General features: G+C 71.5%; 23 protein-coding genes. 9 read left to right on the forward strand and 14 right to left on the reverse strand.

Annotated elements, in window-relative coordinates; genetic code table 11:
* The first annotated feature begins 40 nt into the window (after window positions 1-40).
* From ACFRCR_RS02035 to ACFRCR_RS02045, 3 genes are all read left to right on the forward strand, one after another.
* Entirely contained in the window at window positions 41-871 is an 831-nt protein-coding gene (locus tag ACFRCR_RS02035) for an IclR family transcriptional regulator (RefSeq protein WP_377675079.1), read from the forward strand.
* A gap of 193 nt (window positions 872-1064) precedes the next feature.
* A complete protein-coding gene (locus ACFRCR_RS02040; RefSeq protein WP_377675081.1) occupies window positions 1065-1460 on the forward strand; it encodes a universal stress protein in 396 nt (131 codons plus the stop codon).
* A 24-nt stretch (window positions 1461-1484) separates the two neighbouring features.
* Window positions 1485-2084, forward strand: coding sequence for a DUF4203 domain-containing protein (locus ACFRCR_RS02045; protein ID WP_377675083.1), 600 nt, complete (start codon window positions 1485-1487; stop codon window positions 2082-2084).
* A 106-nt stretch (window positions 2085-2190) separates the two neighbouring features.
* Here the strand turns inward: ACFRCR_RS02045 and ACFRCR_RS02050 are convergent, their stop codons facing one another.
* Window positions 2191-3159: a VOC family protein gene (locus ACFRCR_RS02050; protein ID WP_377675085.1), complete on the reverse strand. Its 969-nt coding sequence runs from the start codon at window positions 3157-3159 to the stop codon at window positions 2191-2193.
* Window positions 3160-3264: 105 nt separating this feature from the next.
* On the reverse strand, window positions 3265-4146 hold the full coding sequence (locus ACFRCR_RS02055) for an NAD(P)H-binding protein (RefSeq protein WP_377675087.1): 882 nt from the start codon (window positions 4144-4146) through the stop codon (window positions 3265-3267).
* A gap of 125 nt (window positions 4147-4271) precedes the next feature.
* Between ACFRCR_RS02055 and ACFRCR_RS02060 the strand changes: the two genes are divergently transcribed.
* From ACFRCR_RS02060 to ACFRCR_RS02070, 3 genes are all read left to right on the forward strand, one after another.
* Window positions 4272-4682 carry a winged helix-turn-helix transcriptional regulator gene (locus ACFRCR_RS02060; RefSeq protein ID WP_377675089.1) on the forward strand — a complete coding sequence of 137 codons (411 nt, stop codon included), beginning with the start codon at window positions 4272-4274 and terminating at the stop codon, window positions 4680-4682.
* Between the two features lie 69 nt (window positions 4683-4751).
* Complete coding sequence (gene moaA, locus ACFRCR_RS02065) at window positions 4752-5918, forward strand: GTP 3',8-cyclase MoaA (RefSeq protein ID WP_377675091.1); 1167 nt, start codon at window positions 4752-4754, stop codon at window positions 5916-5918.
* 107 nt (window positions 5919-6025) lie between these two features.
* On the forward strand, window positions 6026-6262 hold the full coding sequence (locus ACFRCR_RS02070; RefSeq protein ID WP_138825210.1) for a hypothetical protein: 237 nt from the start codon (window positions 6026-6028) through the stop codon (window positions 6260-6262).
* A gap of 19 nt (window positions 6263-6281) precedes the next feature.
* On the opposite strand, the gene ACFRCR_RS02075 is transcribed toward ACFRCR_RS02070, so the two are convergent.
* Window positions 6282-6671, reverse strand: coding sequence for a molybdenum cofactor biosynthesis protein MoaE (locus ACFRCR_RS02075; protein ID WP_231907728.1), 390 nt, complete (start codon window positions 6669-6671; stop codon window positions 6282-6284).
* A 92-nt stretch (window positions 6672-6763) separates the two neighbouring features.
* A complete protein-coding gene (gene glp / locus ACFRCR_RS02080) occupies window positions 6764-8113 on the reverse strand; it encodes a gephyrin-like molybdotransferase Glp (RefSeq protein ID WP_377675093.1) in 1350 nt (449 codons plus the stop codon).
* A 131-nt stretch (window positions 8114-8244) separates the two neighbouring features.
* Here glp and nhaA point away from each other — a divergent pair, with 131 nt between their 5' ends.
* Window positions 8245-9693 carry a Na+/H+ antiporter NhaA gene (gene nhaA / locus ACFRCR_RS02085; RefSeq protein ID WP_377675095.1) on the forward strand — a complete coding sequence of 483 codons (1449 nt, stop codon included), beginning with the start codon at window positions 8245-8247 and terminating at the stop codon, window positions 9691-9693.
* A 224-nt stretch (window positions 9694-9917) separates the two neighbouring features.
* Entirely contained in the window at window positions 9918-11513 is a 1596-nt protein-coding gene (locus ACFRCR_RS02090; RefSeq protein ID WP_377675097.1) for an MFS transporter, read from the forward strand.
* 4 nt (window positions 11514-11517) lie between these two features.
* Here ACFRCR_RS02090 and ACFRCR_RS02095 read toward each other — a convergent pair whose 3' ends face one another.
* The 10 genes from ACFRCR_RS02095 to ACFRCR_RS02140 all read right to left on the reverse strand — a co-directional run bounded on the left by ACFRCR_RS02095 (window position 11518) and on the right by ACFRCR_RS02140 (window position 20452).
* A complete protein-coding gene (locus tag ACFRCR_RS02095) occupies window positions 11518-12069 on the reverse strand; it encodes a DsbA family protein (protein ID WP_377675099.1) in 552 nt (183 codons plus the stop codon).
* Between the two features lie 11 nt (window positions 12070-12080).
* Complete coding sequence (locus tag ACFRCR_RS02100; protein WP_377675101.1) at window positions 12081-12368, reverse strand: acylphosphatase; 288 nt, start codon at window positions 12366-12368, stop codon at window positions 12081-12083.
* Window positions 12359-12784, reverse strand: coding sequence for a DUF1761 domain-containing protein (locus tag ACFRCR_RS02105; RefSeq protein WP_377675103.1), 426 nt, complete (start codon window positions 12782-12784; stop codon window positions 12359-12361). The genes ACFRCR_RS02100 and ACFRCR_RS02105 overlap by 10 nt, the downstream gene beginning before the upstream one ends.
* A 115-nt stretch (window positions 12785-12899) precedes the next feature.
* Window positions 12900-14039 (reverse strand): DUF2235 domain-containing protein, encoded by a 1140-nt coding sequence (locus ACFRCR_RS02110; RefSeq protein WP_377675105.1) that lies wholly within the window; start codon window positions 14037-14039, stop codon window positions 12900-12902.
* A gap of 130 nt (window positions 14040-14169) precedes the next feature.
* Window positions 14170-14655, reverse strand: a complete 486-nt coding sequence (locus ACFRCR_RS02115; RefSeq protein WP_377675106.1) for a dsRBD fold-containing protein — start codon at window positions 14653-14655, stop codon at window positions 14170-14172.
* Window positions 14656-14719: 64 nt separating this feature from the next.
* A complete protein-coding gene (locus tag ACFRCR_RS02120) occupies window positions 14720-17080 on the reverse strand; it encodes a hypothetical protein (RefSeq protein ID WP_377675108.1) in 2361 nt (786 codons plus the stop codon).
* Between the two features lie 185 nt (window positions 17081-17265).
* The gene (locus ACFRCR_RS02125) at window positions 17266-17997 is read right to left on the reverse strand and encodes an amino acid ABC transporter ATP-binding protein (RefSeq protein ID WP_377675110.1); all 732 of its coding nucleotides are present in this window, start codon (window positions 17995-17997) and stop codon (window positions 17266-17268) included.
* Complete coding sequence (locus tag ACFRCR_RS02130) at window positions 17994-18932, reverse strand: amino acid ABC transporter permease (protein ID WP_377675112.1); 939 nt, start codon at window positions 18930-18932, stop codon at window positions 17994-17996. The genes ACFRCR_RS02125 and ACFRCR_RS02130 overlap by 4 nt, the downstream gene beginning before the upstream one ends.
* Before the next feature lies 1 nt (window position 18933).
* On the reverse strand, window positions 18934-19788 hold the full coding sequence (locus tag ACFRCR_RS02135) for an ABC transporter substrate-binding protein (protein WP_377675114.1): 855 nt from the start codon (window positions 19786-19788) through the stop codon (window positions 18934-18936).
* A 169-nt stretch (window positions 19789-19957) separates the two neighbouring features.
* Entirely contained in the window at window positions 19958-20452 is a 495-nt protein-coding gene (locus ACFRCR_RS02140; RefSeq protein ID WP_377675116.1) for a MarR family winged helix-turn-helix transcriptional regulator, read from the reverse strand.
* 110 nt (window positions 20453-20562) lie between these two features.
* Between ACFRCR_RS02140 and ACFRCR_RS02145 the strand changes: the two genes are divergently transcribed.
* Window positions 20563-21186, forward strand: coding sequence for an NADPH-dependent F420 reductase (locus ACFRCR_RS02145; protein ID WP_377675118.1), 624 nt, complete (start codon window positions 20563-20565; stop codon window positions 21184-21186).
* The last annotated feature ends 84 nt before the right edge of the window (window positions 21187-21270 follow it).

Genomic DNA, 21270 nt, shown 5'->3' on the forward strand with positions numbered 1-21270 from the left:
TCTGGAATACGAAACCACTCTACGCGAACGGCCCCAGCGCGTGGTAGCCCGGCCGCCCGCCGAGACGGACGCTCCCGAAGCCGGCCACGCACCGGCCACCAGCCCCCTCGGCTCGGTCGACAAGGCGCTGCTCGCGCTCGAGCACCTCGCGGCCGCGGGCCCGCACGGCAGCCCGCTGGGCACCCTCGCGGCAGACCTCGGCCTGAACAAGACCTCGCTGCACCGCACGCTCGCCGCGCTGCGCTTCCGCGGCTACGCCGAGCAGGACCCCGCGACCGGGAGGTATCGCCTCGGCCCTGCGGCGACCGCGCTCGGGAACGTCTTCCTCGGGGAGGAGCACCTGCCCGCGCTGCTGACCCCGGCGCTCACCGCGGTGTGCGAGGCGTCGGGCGAGCTCATCCACCTGGGCGTGCTGTCCGGGCCGGAGATCGTCTACCTCGACAAGGTCGAGCCCGCGCGTGCCGTCCGCGTGTGGTCCGCGATCGGCCGCCGCCGCCCGGCCGCCACCACCGCGCTCGGCCGCGCCCTGCTCGCGTTCCGCTCGACCGACCGCTCCGCGATGGGCTGGTACACCGCCGCGGCCGGCGACACGAGCCCCGTGACCGACGACGCGCTCTGGGAGACCCTGCGCACGACCAGGACCCGCGGGTACGCGACCGAGACCGAGGAGAACGAGCCCGGCATCAGCTGCCTCGCGATCCCCCTCCTGCGCGCCGGTCAGGCCGTGGCCGCCCTGTCCGTGACCGCCCCGGCGGACCGCATGGACACCCGCCGGCACGTCGAGCTCGCCCGGATGATCGACACCGTCGCCCGGCCCCTGCTCCCCCCGTCGCTGAGCCTGCCCGCCGACCTCGCTCCCCCGAGCGTCTGACCCGGCCGCCGCCCCGGGGAACCCGGCCGTCGACCAGGCCGGGCCAGGACACCGACGGCGAGCGACGCCGTCAGGCAGGGAGCCCTCGACGCGCTCCGCCGTTCGCTGCGCGGCCCCCTGCGGTGTGAGAGAGTTCAGATCACATGCGATCTGCCCGTCGACCCGGGCACGACGAACGAGGAGCACCGCGGCGATGACCGTACTTGTGGCCTACAACGACTCGCCACAGGGTGAGGCGGCACTGCGCGCCGGAGCCGCCGAGGCACTCCGACGGGACCTGCCCCTCGCCGTCTTCGTCCTCACCCCGCTCGAGGGTCCCCCGCAGGAGGACCCGCCCCTCCCGCCGGACCTCGCGCACCTGCTCGACGCCCTGCCCGCCGGTACCCCGGTCGCGACCGTCACGTACCGCGAGGCACGCGTCGACCCGCCGGTCGCGATCCTCGACGAGGCCGAGCGCCTCGCCGCGAGCCTCGTCGTGATCGGCTCGCGCAAGCGTTCCCCCGTCGGCAAGTTCCTCCTCGGCAGCACCACCCAGCGCGTCCTGCTCGACGCCCACGCTCCCGTGCTCGTCATCAAGGCCAAGCACTAGCCCACCTCACGCCAGGAGGTCCCCATGGACCCGGTCGTCGCTGGTCTCGTCATCGTCGCCGTCGGGTTGCTCCTGTGCTTCCTCGGCGTCGGCTCGGTCCACCTCGCGGTCATCGCGTCCGGGTTCGGTCTCGGCTGGATGCTGGGCGACCTGTTCGGCGCGAGCCAGTCGACCGCGCTGCTGGTCGGGGTCCTGGGCGCGCTCGTCGCGTGGATCGCGGTCGCGTTCGTGTTCAAGCTCGCGGCGTTCTTCATCGGGATCGTGACCGGCGCGGTGATCGGCGCCAAGCTCTACGGCACGGTCTCGGGCGACTCGGGGAACTGGGTCCTCGCGGCGATCATCGTCATCGCGGTCGCGGCGGCGTGCGGATTCCTCGCGGACAGGTACCGCCGGCGGGCGCTGCTGTGGCTCACGACCATCGGCGGTGCGGGCATCGTGCTCGGCGGCCTGGGCCGCGTGTCCCCCGACACGCTGGGCTTCCTGCGCGACCCGTCGCCGGGCTGGGAGCAGGTCGTGTCGTTCCTCGCGTGGGCCGCGCTGGCCCTCGCGGGGTGGCTCGTCCAGCGGCGGCTGTTCGCCAAGCGCCTGGGCATCGAGCGCGACGAGGAACCCTCGAAGCGCTGACCCGCGCGCTCCGGGACTCCCACGGAGCGCCGAGCGCGCAGCAGATGCCGCCCCGACGGGCCCGGGACGGCACGTGCCCCGCACCCAGCGGTCGAGGCCGGGCGGGCTAGCGCACCGCGACCTCGATGAGGTTCTTCCACGGGTCGTCGAACCGCAGCGTCGCGCCGTCGTGGCGCATCTCGATCCCGCGCCGGGACAGCCGGTCGACGAGGGCCGTGACGTCGTCCTCGGACGGCACGGAGATCGCGACCTGCCCCAGACCCAGCGTCGAGGCGCGCGGCCCGGCTCCCTGGCTGTTCCACGTGTTCATGGCCATGTGGTGGTGGTACCCGCCCGCCGAGACGAACAGCGCGCTGGGCAGCGAGGCCGTGGCCTCGAAGCCCAGGGTGTCGACGTAGAACTCGCGGGCCGTGGGGATGTCACCCACCTGGAGGTGCACGTGTCCCACCACCGTGTCGTCGGGGCCGACGACATCGGTCGACAGCGCCCGGTGGAGCGCCTCGTCCGTCAGGTGCTCCTGCATGAACGCGTTGGGGTCGATGTAGAGCGTGTCCATCGCGACCTGGCCGTCCTGCCAGCTCCAGGTCTCGCGCGGGCGGTCGTGGTAGAGCTCGACGCCGTTGCCCTCGGGGTCCGTGAAGTAGAACGCCTCGGACACCAGGTGGTCGCCGCTGCCGACGAACGTGCTGGGGGCCGTGCGCGCGACCGACGCGACGGCAGCGGCGAGGGCGGGGGCGTCGTCGAACAGCAGGGCCGTGTGGAACAGGCCGGCCTCGCCGCGGCGGGCGCGCGGCAGGTCCTTGCCGCGGCGCAGGACGACGAGCGGTGTCGCACCCCGCCCGAGGACCACGGTCTCGTCGCGCGAGCCGGTCCCGGCGCCGGGGATCGCCGCGAGCAGCGCGTCCGACGGCGTCAGCACGGCCAGGGAGAGCGCGTCGCGGTAGTAGCGGGTCATCAGGTCGAGGTCGGCGACGTGCAGCGTCACGGCGTCCATCGAGGTGTCGGCCGACAGCAGGTCCTTGGTCGCGGCGCCCGTGGCGTCGGTGCCGGGAACGTTCGTCGTGCGGTCAGTCATGGTGTCCTCCGTCCAGGGCCGGGTCCCGACCTCTGCACCCAGAATAGTTGATGCTTCAACTAAAGGGAAGCCCGGGCGGCCCCGGCCGGCCGCCCGGGCCACACCTCACACGGCCGACGTCACGCCCGCCGCAGCCCGCAGGCCGTCGGCGAGCGGCGTCGTCGGGCGGCCGACGAGGCGCGACAGCTCGCCCGAGGTCGCGGCGAGCAGGCCGTCGCGCGTGTTGCCGTCGAGGGCGACCACGAAGCCCGCGGTCCCCGCGTCGAGGCCCGCGTCGAGCAGGATCTGCGCGTGCTCCTCGGGGGTCACGTCCTGGTAGACGACCTCGCGGCCGACGATCTCACCGATGGTCGCGGCGAGGTACGGGTGGTCCCACGCGACGTCGCCCGAGAGCTCGTGGACGCCACCCTCGAAGCCCGGGTCGGCGTCCGCCGCCGCGAGGACGACGGCCGCAGCCTCGGCGTAGTCCTTGCGGCTCGCCGAGGCGACGAGGCCCTCGCCGACGCTGCCGACCACGACACCGGTCTCGCGCGCCTGCTCGACCGCGGCGAGGTAGTTCTCGGTGTACCAGCCGTTGCGCAGGATCGTGGCGGACAGCCCCGAGGTCGCGATGAGCTCCTCGGTGGCCTTGTGCTCGGGGGCGAGGACGAGCGCGGACGTGGTGGCCCGCGGTGCGCTCGTGTAGACGAGGTGACGGACGCCGGCGGCCTTCGCGGCCTCGACCACGTTCGCGTGCTGCCGGACGCGCTGCCCGACCTCGGAACCCGAGACGAGGAGCAGCACGTCGACGCCTGCGAGCGCCGTGGCGAGGGTCTCGGGGCGCGAGTAGTCGGCCTCGCGGACGACGACGCCGCGCTCGGCGAGGTCGGCGGCCTTGGTCGGGGTGCGGACGGCGGCGACGACCCGCTCGGGGGCGACGCCGTGCTCGAGGAGCGAGTCGACGACGAGGTGTCCGAGGTGTCCGGTGGCGGCGGTGACGGCGATCATGGGGTCCTCCTGAGGGGTGGTGGGTACCGCGACAGCCTGGCACTAACTTTTCGTCAGTGCAATCTTCTGGATAGTGCCGACTGTGTCACAGTGCTCACGATCGGCCTGCACGCTAGGCTGGCCTCGTGACCGACCTCCAGCCCGCCCTCGACACCACGGGACCGTCCGACGAGATGATCGCCGACGTGTTCCAGCGCGGCTGCACGTCCCGCCACGCGCTCGAGACCGTGACCGGTCGCTGGGGAGTCCTGACCGTCGCGGGCCTGCGTGACGGGGCCGTCCGCTTCAACGCCCTGCGCCGACGCATCGACGGCGTGAGCGAGAAGATGCTCGCCCAGACGCTCCAGGGGCTCGAGCGCGACGGACTGGTCGTGCGCGAGGTCCGCGCGACCATCCCGCCGCACGTCGAGTACTCGCTCACCGAGCTCGGGCACGTCGTGGCCGACAGGCTCGTCGGCCTCCTGGACGTGCTCGAAGCGGCCGTCCCCGAGGTCGCCGCCGCCCAGGCGGCGTACGACGCCCGGACCACGCGCTGACCGTCGCCGCACGTCCGTCGCGGCTGGGCAGCCCCGCCCCGGCACCCACCGCTGCGTAGACTCGCGAGCATGACCGCCGTCGCCCTCGGGCTCCCGCACGTGCGCCCGACCGGCGCGCCGAGCACCCTGGGGCGCCCGGACACCGAGGCGCTCGTCGACCGCTACGGGCGCGTCGCCCACGACCTGCGGGTGTCCGTCACGGAGAAGTGCTCGCTGCGCTGCACCTACTGCATGCCCGCCGAGGGACTTCCCGCGATCCCCCGCGACGACCTGCTGACGCCGAGCGAGATCGGACGGCTCGTCGGGATCGGCTACCGCCTCGGGATCCGCGACGTGCGGTTCACGGGCGGCGAGCCGCTCATGCGCCCCGACCTCGCCGAGATCGTCCGGTGCACGCGCGCGGCGGCCCCCGGCGTCCGGATCTCGATGACGACCAACGCGATCGGCCTCGACAAGCGCGTCGGCGAGCTCGTGGACGCCGGGCTCGACCGCGTCAACGTCTCGCTCGACACGGTCGACCGCACGCACTTCGCCGAGCTCACGCGCCGCGACCGCCTCCCCCAGGTGCTCGCGGGCATCCGGGCCGCGCTCGACGCGGGCCTGTCCCCCGTCAAGCTCAACGCGGTCCTCATGCCCGAGACCCTCGCAGGCGCGACCGACCTGCTCGCGTGGGCCGTCGAGCACGGGTGCCGGCTGCGCTTCATCGAGCAGATGCCCCTCGACGCCGACCAGAACTGGGCCCGTGACCAGCTCGTCTCGGCCGAGCGGCTGCTCGACGTCCTGGGCGAGCGCTTCGTCCTGACTCCCGTGGGCCGCGAGGACCCGTCCGCCCCGGCCGAGGAGTGGGCGGTCGACGGCGGCCCCGCGACCGTGGGGATCATCGCGTCGGTCACGCGCTCGTTCTGCGGCGACTGCGACCGCACGCGCCTGACCGCCGAGGGGACCGTCCGCTCGTGCCTGTTCGGGAACGAGGAGGTGGACCTGCGCTCGCTCCTGCGGACCGGTCGGGCCGCCGGCTCGCCCGGCGAGGCTCGCGGCAACAGGCCCGGCGACGGGCCCGACGGCGCAGCCACCGACGCAGCGATCGTCGCCGCCTGGCAGGGCGCCATGTGGGCCAAGCCGCTCGCGCACGGCCTCGACCGTGATGCCCCCGACGCCGGTGCGGTCGGGGGTCCGGCCGACGACCCCGGGGCCTTCGCGCGCACCGAGCGCAGCATGGGCGCGATCGGGGGCTGACCGGCCCGGCAGCCAGACCGGCCGACGTGTCCAAGATCATCCTCCGCGGCGGCGCGAGAACCGCAGGATCCCGCGCCTGGACGCACCCCGCGACCTACCATGGAGGCGTGGCCCTCCTCGACCTTCCTCGCGACAGCCGTACCCCCGACGAGCCCGCTCCACGAGCCGACTCCCTCCCCGTCCACCGGCCCGGTCCGAGCAGACTGACGGCGGGGCCGAGCACCGTCCTCGGCACCCTGATCGGCGTCACGGCGGGCACGTTCCTGCTGGCGGGCCCCGGCCTCATCCTGGGGGCGCTCGTCGGCATCGGGTTCGGTCTCCTCAAGGACAACCCGCGCGACTGACCGGGCCGGACGGCAGCCGCTACAGCCCGACCCACTCCGAGTCGCCGTCGGTGAAGTGCTGGCGCTTCCAGATCGGCACCTCTGCCTTGATGCGCTCGACGAGGAGCGAGCAGGCCGCGAACGCCTCGGCCCGGTGCCCCGAGGCGACGCTCGCGACGAGCGCCACGTCCCCGATCGTCAGCACCCCGTAGCGGTGCACGGCCGCCACGCGCAGGCCCGTCTCGGCGGACACCGCCGCGCAGCAGCGCCGGAGCACCTCGGTCGCGTCGGGGTGCGCCTCGTAGTCGAGGCCCGTGACGTCGCGCCCGCCGTCGACGTCACGCACGACCCCGCGGAAGGTCACGACGGCGCCGCACTCGCGCGAGGACACCGCACCTTCCACGGACCGCACCACGGCGTCGTCGAGCACGTCGCTGGTCACGCGCGACACGTCGCCCGGTGCGGGCGCACGGTGCGGGTCGTCGGCCGTCGTCTTCCTGTCCCCTGCTCCCGGGGTGCCGCTCACAGCCGTACCACCCGCACGTTCTCGCCCTCCTCGACCCGTGCCACACCCTCGGGCACCTCGATCAGCACGTCGGCGGCCGCCATGGTCGCCACGAGGTGCGAACCCGCGCCGCCGACGACCTCGACCGCACCACCGGGCGCCGTCCGCCCGCGCAGCATCTGCCGCTTGGCGGGCGGGGAGTCGATCGCCGCGGTCACGGTGCGCGTCTCGTCCTCCCGTGCGCCGAGCCCCGCCGCACGTTCGAGGAGGGGGCGTGCGAAGACCGCGAACGAGACCTGGGCGCTCACAGGGTTGCCGGGGAACGTGAGGATCGGGGTCCCGTGGTGGGTCCCGAACCCCTGCGGGCCGCCGGGCTGCATCGCGACCGACCGGAACGTCACGCCGTCCCCGAGGGTGTCCTTCACGACCTCGTAGGCGCCCTGGCTCACGCCGCCTGACGTGAGGACCAGGTCGGACGCCTGGGCGGCCCGTGCCAGGAGCGCGGCCAGCTCCCCCGGGTCGTCGCCCGTGCGCCCGGTGAGCGCGACCTCGGCCCCCGCCCGGCGCGCGGCGGCCACGAGCCCGGGCAGGTTCGCGTCGTACACCTGCCCGGTCGCGGCGGGCTCGCCGGGCGCGACGACCTCGGTACCGGTCGAGACGACCGCGACGCGCACCCGCGCCCGGACCTCGAGCGAGGGCACGCCGCACGACGCCGCGGCGGCCAGGTGCTGCGGTCCCAGCCTCGTCCCTGCGGCCAGCACCAGGTCACCGCCACGCACGTCCGTCCCGACGTCCCGCACGAGCTCGCCCGCGCCGCGCGACGCCAGCACCCCGACGTCGGTCCCGACGGACCCGCGCGCGGCCCCGGTCGCGTGCGCGCCGAACCGCACGGCGTCGGTGTCCTCCACGGGCACGACGGCGTCGCTCCCCTCCGGCACGACGGCACCGGTCATGATCCGGGCCGCCGTCCCCGGGGCGAGGACCGCCGGGCCGCCGGGCCCCGCGGGGATCTCGGCCACGACGGGCAGCACGACGGGCGAGGTGCCCGAAGCGCCGGCGACGTCCGCGGACCGCACCGCGTAGCCGTCCATCTGCGAGCTGCGGAACGCGGGCAGGTCGACCGGTGCGAGCAGGTCGCTCGCGAGCACCCGGTCGAGCGCGTCGGCCAACGCCACACGCTCGACGCTCCGGTCCGCGAGCACCGGCCCGAGCAGGGCCTCGACCTCGCGACGGTGCTGCTCGACGCTCACGCGACCAGCGCCCCCGGCCTGCTGCTGCTCCGTCCCGGGTCCGGTCGGCGCGGTGGCCGGCGCCGTCGTCGGGCCGCTTCTCGCCACTCCGCCCGGCGCTGCCTGCTCTGCCGTCACTTCTGCTCCTCACGCCGCCCGGACGGGCCGCCCGCCCGGCGGCCACGGGACCCAGCCTGTCACGTTCCGCGGGCCGCGAGCGTGCGCGTCCGACAGTTGCGCCGCGCGCCGCGCGCTGCGACCTTGGAGCGGTGACGTCCACTCCCCCGGTCCCGCCGGCACAGCCCGGCGGGAGGCCGCTCCTCCCGACGCTCGACCAGCGGCCGGGGCCCCCGCTGCGCTTCCCCGTGCGACCGGTCGCGCCGGCGGTCCGGCAGTTCCTCGCGACCGAGGCGGGCGGCGCGGTGCTGCTGCTCGCGGCGACCGTGGTCGCGCTCGTGTGGGCCAACTCGCCGTGGTCGGCGTCGTACGACGACCTGTGGGCCACGACGGCTGGTGTCCACCTGGGCGGCTGGTCGCTCGACATGGACCTGCACCACTGGGTCAACGACGCCGCGATGGCGGTCTTCTTCCTCGTGATCGGCCTCGAGATCAACCGCGAGGTCACGAGCGGCGAGCTGCGCAACCGGCGGACGGTCGCGGTCCCGGCGCTCGGCGCGCTGGGCGGGCTGCTCGTCCCCGCGCTCGTCTACCTGGCGTTCAACGCGGGCACCGACGCGCAGCACGGCTGGGGTGTGGTCATGTCGACCGACACGGCGTTCCTCGTGGGGGTCCTCGCGCTGTTCGGCCCGCGCTGCCCCGACCGGCTCCGGCTGTTCCTGCTGACCCTCGCGGTCGTCGACGACATCGGCGCCATCACGGTCATGGCCGTCTTCTACAACGACGGCGTGTGGCTGCCCGGCCTCGCGATCGCGGGTGTCCTCGTCGCGGGCATGCTCGTGATGCGCTGGCTCGGCGTCTGGCGCCTCGCGCCCTACGTGGGCGTGGGGGTCGCGCTGTGGCTCGCGGTCTACACCTCGGGCGTGCACGCGACGCTCGCGGGAGTCCTCGTCGGGCTGCTCGTCCCCTCCCGCCGGGCCCGCCCGGACCAGGTCGACGACGTCCCGGGGTACGCCCAGCGCCTGCGCGAGGAGACGACGGCGGAGCGCGAGCACCTGACCGAGCTCGCCGCACGCGCGGCCGTGCCCGCCAGCGACCGGCTCCAGCGCGTCCTGCACCCGTGGAGCGCCTACGTCGTCGTGCCCGTCTTCGGCCTGGCGAACGCGGGCGTGCAGCTCGACGCCGAGTCGCTGGCGGCCGCGATGACGTCGCGGTTGACGATCGGGGTCGCGGTCGCGCTCGTGGTGGGCAACGCCGTCGGGATCTTCGGCGCGTCGGCCCTGGCCCTGCGGCTGAACCTGGGCGACCTTCCCGGCCGGGTGCGCTACTCGCACCTGCTGGGCGGCGCGATGCTCGCGGGCATCGGGTTCACCATCTCGCTGTTCATCGCCGAGCTCGCGTTCGACGACGAGGCGCTCATCGAGCAGGCCAAGATCGGGATCCTCGCGGGGTCGCTGATCGCGGCCGTCGCCGGGTCCGTGACGCTGCGCATCCTGGGCGAGCGCCTGCCCCTGTGCTCGCCCGAGTCCACCGGGCCGCCGCCCGGGCTGCCCCCGCGGCCGTGGCGCGCGCCCGAGGCCGTCGAGGACGTCGAGGTGTAGACCGTCGTGCGGCGGCCGCGGTGCGGTGGTCGTCGTGCGGCGACCCGGCCGGAGGGCTACCGCGCGCGCGGACGGTCCGCGGTCCCTAGGCTGACCTCGAGGCCAAGGCCTTGACCTCGCACCCACGCCGCCTGCCGGTCGGGCGGCTCCCACCGAGGTCGCAGTGCGGTACCGGACGCACCGCCGGGACGTACCGACGGCCCCACCAGAGCCGAGGCACGCGCATGGGTACGGAACCGGACGGCGACGCCCCCGCGGCCCGCGGGAACCGACGGCTGATGCTGCTGCTCGCGGCGGCGATGTTCGTGCTGGTCGTGGACACGTCGCTGATGAACGTGTCGATCTCCGCGGTCGTCCGGGACCTGGACACGACGGCCAGCGGCGTCCAGTCGGCGATCGCGCTGGAGGCGCTCGTCTCGGCCGCGTTCATCCTGATCAACAGCAAGGTCGGGGACCTGATCGGGCGCAGACGGGCCTACGTGCTGGGACTCCTGGCCTACGCGATCGGGGCGGCGGCCATGACGCTGGCGCAGAGCCTCACGGCGATCGTCGTCTTCTGGGCGGTCGTCGGGGGACTCGGGGCGTCGTTGCTCCTGCCGGCGATGCAGTCGCTGATCCACGGCAACTTCTCGGGTGCCGACCAGAAGAAGGCGTACGCGCTGGTCGGCGCGTCGGCGGCGATCGCCGCCGCGATCGGGCCGCTGCTCGGCGGGTTCGTCACGACCTACCTGTCGTGGCGGGTCGGGTTCGGGCTCGAGGTGGTCATCATCGCCGTCGTCCTGAGCCAGATCCGGCTGGTGCGCGACGTCCCCTACACCGGCTCGCGCCAGGTCGACGTCGTCGGCGCGGCCCTGTCCGTGGTCGGCATGGGCGGTGTGGTGCTCGGGATCCTCGTCTGGCAGGAGGGCGGCGAGTACGTCGGGCTCCTCATGCTCGTCGGGGTGGTCTCGCTCGTGCTGCTCGCCCGGTGGCTCGTGCGTCGCGAGCGCAGGCGCGAGGTGCCGCTGCTCGACCCGGACCTGTTCCGGCACCCGACCTTCACGACGGGCGTGACGGGCCAGATGCTGCAGCAGATCACCCTGGGCGGCGCGATGATCGCCCTGCCCCTGTTCCTGCAGATGACCCTTGAGTACGACGCGCTCCAGGCAGGCCTGGCCCTGTCGCCCCTCTCCTTGACGATGTTCGCCGCCGCGATCGTGGCGGGCCGACGGACGGGACGCCGCCGCCCGGCGGCGATCATCCGCGTGGGCTTCCTGCTCGCCGCCCTCGGGATCGCGATCCTGCTCCCCTTCGTCCCCCGGGTGGACAGCGGCTGGTACCTGGTCCTCCCGCTCGCGATCGCGGGCTGCGGGCTGGGGTTGCTCGTCTCGCAGCTCAACAACTACACCCTCGCTCCCGTCGAGGAGGAACGGGTCAGCGAGGCCGCGGGCGTCAACTCGGCCGCTGGGTCCTTCGGGCTCTCGTTCGGACTCGCGATGGCGGGCGGGCTCATGCTGGCCTCCCTCTCGCTCCTGTTCACCCAGATGACCGAGTCCAGCCAGGTCGTCCCGCCGGCCCAGCAGCAGCAGATCGCCGCCGCGCTCGAGGACGACGCCGAGATCATGAGCACCACCCGGCTCGCCGAGCAGATCACGGGCCAACCGGCCGCCGTCGAGGCCGAGGTGCTGGCCATCAACGCCGAGGCCCGCGACCGCTCGCTCCAGATCGCGCTGCTCGTGCCGTTGCTCGCCGCCCTGCTCGGGCTCGCCACCTCGTTCCGCATGCTCCGGCTGCCCGACCAGGAACCGAGGTCCTCGCTCGACGGGACGAGCCTCGGCTGACCTCTCAGCCCGTCGGGCCGGTCGCCTGCCCGACGGCCGCGAGCGCGGTCGTGACGGCGGTCCGGACGCCGTCCTCGGTCACCCGGCCCCGGTACCGCACGCCCTCGACGTACAACGTGGGTGTGCCCCGCACCCCGAGCGCCGTCCCGGCCAGGTAGTCCCGTTCGACGGCGTCACCGTGCTGCTGGGCGGCGTCACCGACGACGCTCGCGCCGTCCAGGCCCAGCTTCTGCGCCCAGTGCGCGAGCCCGACGTCGTCGAGCCGGTCCTGGTGCGCGAACAGGAGGTCGTGCATCTCCCAGAACCTGCCCTGCGCCCCGGCGGCCTCGGCCGCGAGCGCCGCCGTGAGCGCGTACGGGTGGACCTCGAACAGCGGGAAGTGGCGGAAGACGAGCCGGACCTGGCCGCCGGACTCCTCGACGACCGTCCGCAGGACGGGGGCCGCGTCGTGGCAGTAGGGGCACTCGAAGTCGCCGAACTCGACGATCGTCACGGGGGCGTCGGGGTCGCCGAAGGCGTGGGCTCCGGGTGGCACGAGGTCGGCGGGCGAGGTCATGTCCCCCAGCATCACACCGGGTCCTCGTCGACGCGCGTCACGTGCCCGGGGGTCCGTCCGCTCCGGAGCCAGTCGAGGAGTTCGCCGAGGGCCGACGCCTCGCCGCGCGCCGTCACCAGCACCGTCCCGTCGGGGAGGTTCTGCGCGTCGCAGGCCAGCCCCAGCGCGGCGCTCTGGCGGATCGTCGCCCACCGGAAGCCGACGCCCTGCACGTGCCCGTGCACGACCACGCGGACCGCGGCCTCCCCTCGGCCGTCGTGCGACCGACCGTCCTCCGCCGTGCCCACGCCTACTGCCACACCCCGAGGATCGCGCCCATGACCGCGAGCGCGACCACGTCGTGCAGGCCGTCGATCAGGGTCAGCCGGGGTGGCAGGTGCGCGAACCCGTTGTGGATCACGTGGGCCCCGGCGCGGAACACCAGTCCGACGACCGCGCCGAACAGCAGCCCTTCCCACAGCCCGTCGACCCCGGTCGCGAGGATCAGCGCCCCCAGGAGGATCGCCGTGAGGAGCGAGGCGACGCCCGTGGCGGCGAACCGTGGTCCGGCGCCCGCGCTGCTGTTCATCTCCTCCTCGGTCAGCCCGACGAGGCTCGCCCACTGCCGGCCCAGCGCACCCGTCGAGTAGAACAGGAGCCCGACGACGAACGTCGAGAGGGTGGCCACGAGCACGGCCCACCAGTTGAGGTCTCCGATCGCGTCCAGCCATGCCATGTCTCGCTCCTTCCGCGAGCGCCCCTCGCGGGGGCGTGCAGCCCGACGACGCAGCGCGCCACCGGTCTCAGGCTAGCCGCCGCGGCGCTCGCCGCGCCGGGCGGAGCGTCGACGTTCAGGTCAGGACGAGGCGCCGAGGGACGTCGGTGAGGGTCGGCACGGCCTCGACCGCGACGTGACCGCCCGCCGCCTCCTTCCACCATGCGATGTTGCGCGCGTGCCTGGCGTAGTCGGACGCGGGGTCGGCGCTCAGCGCGAGCGCGAGGTCGGACAGCAGGACGTCGTCGACGTAGCCGTCCTCGAGCGGCACCCCGGCGAGCAGGCGCCGCGTCCCCCTGAACCGAGGCCTGTGCTTCCACCGCTTGGCGGTGTTGAGCACGCGGTACAGCGCCCGGGGCGTGAACCGGCCGACCAGGTCCGGCTCGTCACCGAGCTGGGCGAGGACCCGGTCCGGGTAGAACGTCAGCCCGCACGCCGCGGCCTCCCCCATCATCCACAGCAGGGCGACGTCGGACAGCCCCGACGAGTCGTTGCCCCCGCCGACGTCGGAGTGGGCGCCCGGGAACCAGACCTGCTTGACGCCTCCCGGCCGCTCGTCGTCGACCGGGACGTCCCACAGGCACGGTTCGAACGTGAGACGGCGCTCGTCGATCGCGAGGGCCTGGCGCGCGCACTGGACGGCGCTCGAGAGGCGCACGTCGTGGAACCGGCTCCTGCGGCGGGTGATCCCCGGGACGCCGAGGGCCCCCACGGTGTCGAACACCCCGAGGAAGGTGATGGGCACCTGGGGGTAGCAGTACGTCTCGCGGAACGCGGAGACGCGCGCGCGCCGACCCGGCGAGTGGTCGCGGTAGAGGGCCTCTGCCTCGGCCAGCAGGTTGCCGGCGCCGCGGTCGGCGAGCGCGTCCGCGGTGAGCAGGCCCACGCTCGCGATCATCCCCGCCACGCTGCGCGCGGTGTACGCGCCACGGCTGAAACCGAACACGTACACCTCGTCGTCGGGCTCGTAGTTGAGCGCGAGGTCCCGGTAGCCCGCGACGACGTTGCGGCTGAGCCCGTACCCGAATGCCCCGCCCAGCAGGGCGTCGACCCGGTAGCCGCGGGCGCCGACGCCCTCGACCGAGAACACCATCTGCTGGACCCCGTCGGGCCCGATGCCCGTGTGGACCGACCGGGCGATCTTCTCGATGTTCGACACGCTCGCACGGACCGGCGAGTTCCACGTGCCGTCGCAGCAGAGCACCAGGCGCTTCATGGCTCCTCCTCGACCCCTCCCGTCACCGTCGGCGGGCGTACCTGGAGGGAGCGCGGTGCGACGCCGGGTGATGCAGCGCCGGACGCGCCGCGGGCTCGGTCCGCCGGTCCGCCGGCCGCAGCGCGCGCGCTCAGTGGTGCACGTGCGCGGGTACCCCTGTCGACCCCTCGATCTCCGACTCCGCGATGCCGAGCAGCCGGTCCGCGAGCGCACGCAGCGCGCGGGCCGCCGCGACGTGGTCGCCGATCGCCTCGATCTCCGTGTCGCCAGGGTCCTTGCGGGCCCTGCCCACGGCGTGGAGCTCGGACGGGACGTCGCCGACCAGGATGGCCTCCGCCGTCGTGCGCCCCTCGCTCTCGACGAGGCTCACCTGGACGTGCCAGGACTTCGCGTGCACCGGGACGGTGACCTCGTGCGCCTCGGCGCCCTCCACGGGGGCGCGGACCATGGTGTCGGGCCCCGGGTAGACGAGCGTCCGTTCGCCGGTGTCGGCCCACTCGACCAGGTAGGGCGGCGAGCCGTCCTCGTGCTGGACCTCGACGACCATGCCGTCGCGGACCGCGCCGCCGACGACCCCCGAGGCCCTGATGATCCTGTCTCCGACCGCTGCCAACATGTCGCGCCTCCCCGCTGAGGAACCTGCTTCCATGATGCGCGCAAGGAGGCGACATTGGTAGCACTCATGCTCGCACCGCGCCCGAGCCTGTCCCTTCGGGGTTGCGCCCGTCCTCCGGCCCTTCGCCTCGCAGGGCTTTTATCCGACGCTTGGGCACTCCTGCCCAGTCCTTGAGAAACTCGGATTCATCCACGACGGAAACGCGCAGGATCTCGTTAGGCTCCGCAAACTGTGCGATCGAAACAAGGTACTGCGGCTTGCCCAGTGACGGTAAATTCAACCATGCATACGAACTCGGCCGACCGAGAGCCACCTCCCGACCTTCACGGCCACTGAAATAGATCGTCGCACGGCCCCATCTATCCACTTCGCGACGATCCGGAAAGAAAAGAGTGCGAGCCAAACCCGCGCCCTCCAGGCGAATCATGCAGTGCTCAACAACTTCCAGACATGCAATCAGACGGTCGAGTTCAACACTCGACCTGCGGTAGTGCAATTGCTCATTTCGAACGTCATAGACTTTCGCACCCATAAGCCCCTTGCTGATTTCTCGCAGGAGCCCCAGAATCTCCAACTGGCTCGAACCTACCAGATCAAGGAATGACGCCGAGTGACGAAAAGGAAACCGCTGGAGATTGGTCTTACCCGAGTACTGTGGGAACCTAGCCTGCGGGCGAACATGTGCCGCCTCATCTCGCCTAAGAAGTTCGAGATAGTCTGCCAGAACCGCGAATCCTTGACAGAGCGGGTAAAGCGTCATCTTGTCACCAAAGTTGATGGCAGAATCCCCCTGTCGCCTACCGACATCGAACTTCGATAGAAGTTCCTGAGCCTGCCGCCGATCAGAAATCACATGGTATCTAAAGGGGTGCTCGGCTGCAGTATGGTCGGCAGTCAGGACCCACGCCGAGAAAAAAAGGCTATCTGCCAGCAACTCCTCGAGCGCAACAAAGTAGTTTGCGCTGAGACCCCGCATGAGTTCCTGATCTACAATCGTGCTAACGCTCGCAGAACGGGCAGCCTGCGTTAGTCGTTCGTGTCGCGTCCAGAAGACCTCGTGAAGAACCTCGCTACGCCCCGGCTCGAAGCCAAGCTTCCAGAGCATTCGGTCGACGATCTGATCGTCATCAACCCCGCCCAGGTCCGCCAGGTTCAGTTGTTGCTTCGCAGTCTCAAGATTCTTCTTAGATGCGAGCACCAGCTGCTTCAGGACAAGAACCGGACTTACCGTCCGAAGATACTCATCAAGTCTCGACGCAACCGTCATTCCTGGCACGCTTCGGAGTTGCCATCCCAACTCCTCGGTCTCGTTCAAGCGCTCGGTGCCGAGGTCTCCCGAACTCGGGTAGAGGGCGTCCACAAGCCTTCGCAGTCTGAGCGGTCCAAGGTTCGACTCTGAGCGGAATCGCAAACCGTGGCAAGACACCTCCGGCACCACTGCGAACCTACCGGAATGGGCGCCTGCAAACATCACCGGGCGACGAACTTCACCAACCGGAATGGCAATGCTGCCATCGAACACGAGTTCATCGATGCTTACCGCGATCATATGATCTGACGACAGCAGAATACACTGCAAGAGTTCCGCACGAGTCATTTGATTGGCGATCTGAACCGCCTTGCCACGGAATCCGAGCGGGACAAGCGAGGCGCGTAGCATGCCGCCATCTCGATCCAGAATTCTGCTCAGAATGCGCCGAAGCTCGTTAACGGAGAATCCATCGCCTAGCAGTAGCGGCAGGGCGCCAGGGTCGAAATCGTCGATTTCGTCTGCCAACCCGTCTGAAATCTCTGCAAAGAATGCTGCATACGCGGAAGGGTCGTCACTTTCCGCTTCTAGGATCTTACTCGCGGTTGCCCTATGGTTATTGATCGCGGCAGACGAATCGGTTGAGAGAACTGTGCGATGGATGCGCCGACATGATACATCATGGCAATGCTGCATCGGCACGTTCAATGTTGGGCGCATGCCACGGCTCTCACTGCTTTGCAAGAGCCCGAAGGGCCCACTAACACGTATGCCCATCTGGAAAACGCCAACGGGTAAATCGGCAATCAATCTAAGCGTGTCGGCCGTTCCGAGAACATCTTTCTCCTCGGGGAATAGGTCGGCGGCGCGTCCATAGAGTTCCGGGCCATGCACAAACGGCAACATGATCGCCCGGCTTTTTAGCTCAGCCCCGATTGCAGACGCCAGCGCGTCGGGGTTCATGGCGTCAATGTCTACAAATAGGTCAAGGTGATAGAACTCCAAGAAACAAGTAAGGCGGGCCTCTTTTGTTGGAACCTTCTTGCGTAGCATTTCACGGAAGAATTGATCGCCGGCAGGGCTGAGGAAGATGCATGAGTTCAACTCGTCGGAGATTCGATAGTTGCCGCGAATGACACAGTTTCTCAGATAGGACCTAAGATCCAAGATGTCCATGAGTTTTGCGCGGGTCTCTGGCGAACTGTACCGGTCGCGCAACTCTTGCTGATCTAGACGTGGCTGCTTTGCCACAAGTACCCCCGCTGTGATCCACTGCCAACAGTGTATGGATGCTATGCCTGCCTGTCTGACGAGGCAAGGATGAAGTTCGTTTTGGTTCAGGCCTCACTATCGTCCAGCCCTCAGCGCAGACGGCGCAGGAACTCCCGGGTCCGCTCACGCTGCGGGTCGCCGAGGACCTGCTCGGGTGTGCCGCGCTCGTGCACGCGGCCCTGGTGCAGGAAGCAGACCTCGTCGGCGACCTCGCGCGCGAAGCCCATCTCATGGGTCGCGACGAGCATGGTCACGCCCTCGGTCCGCAGGTCCGCGAGCAGGTCCAGGACCTCGCCCACGAGCTCGGGGTCGAGCGCCGAGGTGACCTCGTCGAGCAGCAGGAGCTCGGGCGAGGACACGAGCGCCCGTGCGATCGCGGCCCGTTGCTGCTCCCCGCCGCTGAGCTGGTCGGGGTAGGCCGTCATGCGGTGCGCGAGCCCGACGCGGCGCAGCATGGCCTCGGCCGCCTCCTCCGCCTCGGCACGGCCGCGCTTGTGCACGAGGCGTGGGGCGAGGGTCACGTTGTCGATCACCTTCATGTGCGGGAACAAGTTGTACGACTGGAAGACCAGGCCCATGCGCGCCCGGACGGCGTTCGCGTCGAGGCGCGGGTCCGCCACGTCCTGCCCGTCGAGCAGGATCTCGCCGTCGTCGATCTCCTCCAGGAGGTTCACGACGCGCAGCAGCGTCGACTTGCCCGAGCCCGACGCGCCCACCAGGACCACGCAGCGGTGCTCGTCGACGTCGAGGTCGATCCCGTCGAGCACCAGGCGCTCGCCGTACGTCTTGCGGATACCGCGCAGGGACAGCAGGTGGCTCATCGGATGGCCCCCGCCCCGCTCACGGTCGCGAGCGACCCGCGCCAGCCCTGGCGGGCCGAATAGACGTCGACGACGCGCGTGAGCGGGATCGATACGAGCAGGAACAGGACGCCCGCCACCACGTAGGGCGTGAAGTTGTAGCTGCCCGACGCCGCGATCTGCGCGGCCCGGATCGCGTCGACGGCGCCCAGGATCGAGATGAGCCCCGAGTCCTTCTGGAGCGAGACGAGGTTGCTCGCGAGCGGCGCGGTGACGTGCCGCACGGCCTGCGGCAGCACGACCTTGCGGGTCGTCTGCGCGCGGGTCAGCCCGAGCGAGCGCGCGGCCGAGACCTGCGAGGGGTGCACCGACTCGATCCCGGCCCGGAACACCTCGGCGAGGTACGCGGTGTACGTGAGGATGATCGCGAGCGCGCCGAGAAATGCCCCCGACGTCGGGAGCCACTCGAGCCGCAGCGCCGGCAGGCCGAACCCGACCAGCAGCAGCACGAGCAGCAGCGGCACCCCTCGGAACACGTCGACGTACGCGACCGCGAACGCGCGCAGCGGGAACAGCGCCGGGATGCGGCTCGTGCGGATCACGGCGAGCGTCATCCCGAGCACCATCCCGACGACCGATGCCACGACCCACACCCGCAGGTTGAGCCACAGTCCCTCGGCGATCGCGGGCAGCGAGTCCCATGCGCTCTGCGGGGAGAAGAACGCGTCGCGCGTGCGCTCCCACCCGGGGGCCGTGGTCACCACGACGTACAGGACCGCGACCACCACCACGGTCGAGAGCGTGGACACCCACGCTGCCCGACGGCGCCGCGCACGCCGGTAGGAGTCCCTCGCCACCGCGAGCGCAGACGGGGTCCAGCCGGCGCTCGCGGGGTGAGCGCCGTCGTCGGGCCTGCTGTCCTCGGGCGGTGCGACGCCCGACGCGCCCCCGCTCACCTCAGCCCAGCTCGGGGATGTCGTCCGACTTGAGCCACGTCGTGCGCAGCTCGGCGAGCGTGCCGTCCTCCTCGAGCGAGTCGACCGCGGCCGAGACGCAGTCGGTGAGCACAGAGCCCAGGTCCAGGACCAGGCCGTACTGCTCGACCGTGCCCTGGTCCGGCAGGGTGCCGATGACCACGGAGTCGGGGAAGTACTCGGTCGAGGCCGCGACGCCCTGGTCGACGTCCATGACCATGACGTCGATCGTGCCCGACTGCAGGGCCGTCATGCCGTCGCCCGCACCGTTGAACGGGACGATGTTCGCGTCGTCGCCGAACGCGGCCTTCGCGAGCGTGAGGCTCGTCTGGGCGGCCGTGACGCCGATGCGCAGGTCCCCCAGCTCGTCGAGCGTGGTGGCCCCCGCGTACGGGCCGGCCTCCTGCACGATCACGCCCTGGCGGGTCGTGAGGTAGGGGCTCGAGAAGTCGACGGCCTTGCGACGCTCGTCCGAGATGGACGTCTGCCACGCGGCGAAGTCGAACTCCTTGATGCTGGGGCTGACGATCTGCTCGAACGTCACGAGCTCCCACTCGACGTCGTCCGCGGAGTAGCCGAGCCGGTCGGCGACCTCGTAGACGAGCGCGGACTCGAAGCCCTCGCCGCTGTCGTGCTCGCCGATGTACCAGGGCGAGTACGCCTCGCCCGCGGCGACCGTGAGCTTGCCGTCCGTGCGGGTGGGCAGGGCGCCCGGCTCGCACGTGGGCGTCGCGCCGGCCGAGCCGGCGTCGTTCGAGGAGTCGTCGGCGGAGCAGCCCGCGAGGAGCAGGGCGGTCGAGACGGCTGCGACGGGCAGCACGGCGTAAAGGCGGCGCATGAGGACCTTCCGGGGTCAGGAGGGTGACGAGACGGGCTCCGGACGTGCGCGGGTGACGCGTGCTGCCGGGACTCGCCGGAGGTCGACTCTACGCCGGTCCCATGCGGTGAGACATGGGCGGGACGCACGGTGAGACGGTGGGTCGCGTCACACCGTCGCGCCGTCGCGCTCAGTCCTCGGGGAGGTGGAGGGCCTCGAGGCGTCCCTCGGTGTCGAGCGACTCGAGGATCGAGCGCGCGATCTGGTCGAGCTGGTCTACCTGCTCGGGGGTGAGGCGGTCGATGATGTGCTCGCGGACCGTCCCGACGTGGCCGGGGGCCGTCGCGACGACCTTGTCCCAGCCGTCGTCGGTCAGCACGGCGAGCGTGGCCCGGCGGTCCTCGGGGCACGGAGAGCGCTCGACGTAGCCGCGACCCTCGAGGCGCTTCACGACGTGCGAGAGGCGGGGCAGGGTCGCGTTCGTCTTGAGCGCGAGGTCCGTCATGCGCAGCGTGTGGTCCGGCGCCTCGGAGAGCATCGCGAGCACCAGGTACTCGAAGTGGGTGAGCTGCGCGTCGCGCTGGAGCTGGGCGTCGAGCACACCGGGGAGGAGCTCGGAGACGGCCTGGAGGCGCATCCAGGTCCGCAGCTCGCGGGGGGAGAGCCATCGCACGTCGTCGGTCATGGGACCAGTCTACCGACAATGGTTGACACGACAACTAAGCAGGTCTACGTTAGTTGTATCAACAACCAATCGCGCCGGTCCGGTACCGGCGTCGCAGCCCCGGAGGACTCATGACCAGCATCACGATCATCGGCGCAGGGAACATCGCAGCAGGCGTGGCGCGCATCGGCCTCGACGCCGGCGCACAGGTCCAGGTCCTGGCGCGCGACGCCGAGAAGGCCGCAGCGCTCGGCTCCGGCGCATCCTTCACGTCGGGCGTCGTCGGCGACGAGATCACGGGCGAGGTCGTGCTCCTCGCACTCCCCTACCCGGCCGTGCCAGAGGTCCTCGCGCAGTACGCCGGCCGGCTCGACGGCAAGGTCCTCGTCGACCCGACGAACCCCGTCGACTTCGCGACCTTCGACTCGCTCGTCGTCCCCGCCGACTCCTCGGCCGCCGCCGAGATCGCCGCGCTCGCCCCGACCGCCAAGGTCGTCAAGGCGTTCAACACGAACTTCGCCTCGACCCTCGCGAGCGGCAAGGTCGCCGACCAGTCGACCACCGTGCTCGTCGCGGGCGACGACAACGACGCCAAGGCCACGCTCGTCGACCTCGTCCGCGCAGGCGGCCTCAAGGGCGTCGACGCCGGCTCGCTCAAGCGCGCCCGCGAGCTCGAGGCCCTCGGCTTCGTCCAGATGACGCTCGCCGGCTCCGGCGCGACTCAGTGGACGACGGGCTTCACGCTCGCCGACTGACACGGCGCCCTGCACCCCTGTGCACAGTCCGGGACCCTGTGCGCGGCCCGGGAAGGACGAAGGCCCGGTTCAGCATTCCTGCTG

This window comes from Oerskovia sp. NPDC056781 (assembly GCF_042789955.1).
In the GTDB taxonomy this organism is placed as follows: Bacteria; Actinomycetota; Actinomycetes; order Actinomycetales; family Cellulomonadaceae; genus Oerskovia; species Oerskovia rustica.

What these genes read in the sequence shown, in the direction of transcription:
- ACFRCR_RS02115 (WP_377675106.1), bottom strand. Translation starts at nt 14,655, where the DNA reads ATGTTGGCAGCGGTCGGAGACAGGATCATCAGGGCCTCGGGGGTCGTC.
- ACFRCR_RS02135 (WP_377675114.1), bottom strand. Translation starts at nt 19,788, where the DNA reads ATGCGCCGCCTTTACGCCGTGCTGCCCGTCGCAGCCGTCTCGACCGCC.
- ACFRCR_RS02090 (WP_377675097.1), top strand. Translation starts at nt 9,918, where the DNA reads ATGGGTACGGAACCGGACGGCGACGCCCCCGCGGCCCGCGGGAACCGA.
- moaA (WP_377675091.1), top strand. Translation starts at nt 4,752, where the DNA reads ATGACCGCCGTCGCCCTCGGGCTCCCGCACGTGCGCCCGACCGGCGCG.
- ACFRCR_RS02145 (WP_377675118.1), top strand. Translation starts at nt 20,563, where the DNA reads ATGACCAGCATCACGATCATCGGCGCAGGGAACATCGCAGCAGGCGTG.
- ACFRCR_RS02120 (WP_377675108.1), bottom strand. Translation starts at nt 17,080, where the DNA reads ATGGACATCTTGGATCTTAGGTCCTATCTGAGAAACTGTGTCATTCGC.
- ACFRCR_RS02045 (WP_377675083.1), top strand. Translation starts at nt 1,485, where the DNA reads ATGGACCCGGTCGTCGCTGGTCTCGTCATCGTCGCCGTCGGGTTGCTC.
- ACFRCR_RS02050 (WP_377675085.1), bottom strand. Translation starts at nt 3,159, where the DNA reads ATGACTGACCGCACGACGAACGTTCCCGGCACCGACGCCACGGGCGCC.
- ACFRCR_RS02040 (WP_377675081.1), top strand. Translation starts at nt 1,065, where the DNA reads ATGACCGTACTTGTGGCCTACAACGACTCGCCACAGGGTGAGGCGGCA.
- ACFRCR_RS02055 (WP_377675087.1), bottom strand. Translation starts at nt 4,146, where the DNA reads ATGATCGCCGTCACCGCCGCCACCGGACACCTCGGACACCTCGTCGTC.
- ACFRCR_RS02110 (WP_377675105.1), bottom strand. Translation starts at nt 14,039, where the DNA reads ATGAAGCGCCTGGTGCTCTGCTGCGACGGCACGTGGAACTCGCCGGTC.
- ACFRCR_RS02095 (WP_377675099.1), bottom strand. Translation starts at nt 12,069, where the DNA reads ATGACCTCGCCCGCCGACCTCGTGCCACCCGGAGCCCACGCCTTCGGC.
- ACFRCR_RS02125 (WP_377675110.1), bottom strand. Translation starts at nt 17,997, where the DNA reads ATGAGCCACCTGCTGTCCCTGCGCGGTATCCGCAAGACGTACGGCGAG.
- ACFRCR_RS02140 (WP_377675116.1), bottom strand. Translation starts at nt 20,452, where the DNA reads ATGACCGACGACGTGCGATGGCTCTCCCCCCGCGAGCTGCGGACCTGG.
- ACFRCR_RS02105 (WP_377675103.1), bottom strand. Translation starts at nt 12,784, where the DNA reads ATGGCATGGCTGGACGCGATCGGAGACCTCAACTGGTGGGCCGTGCTC.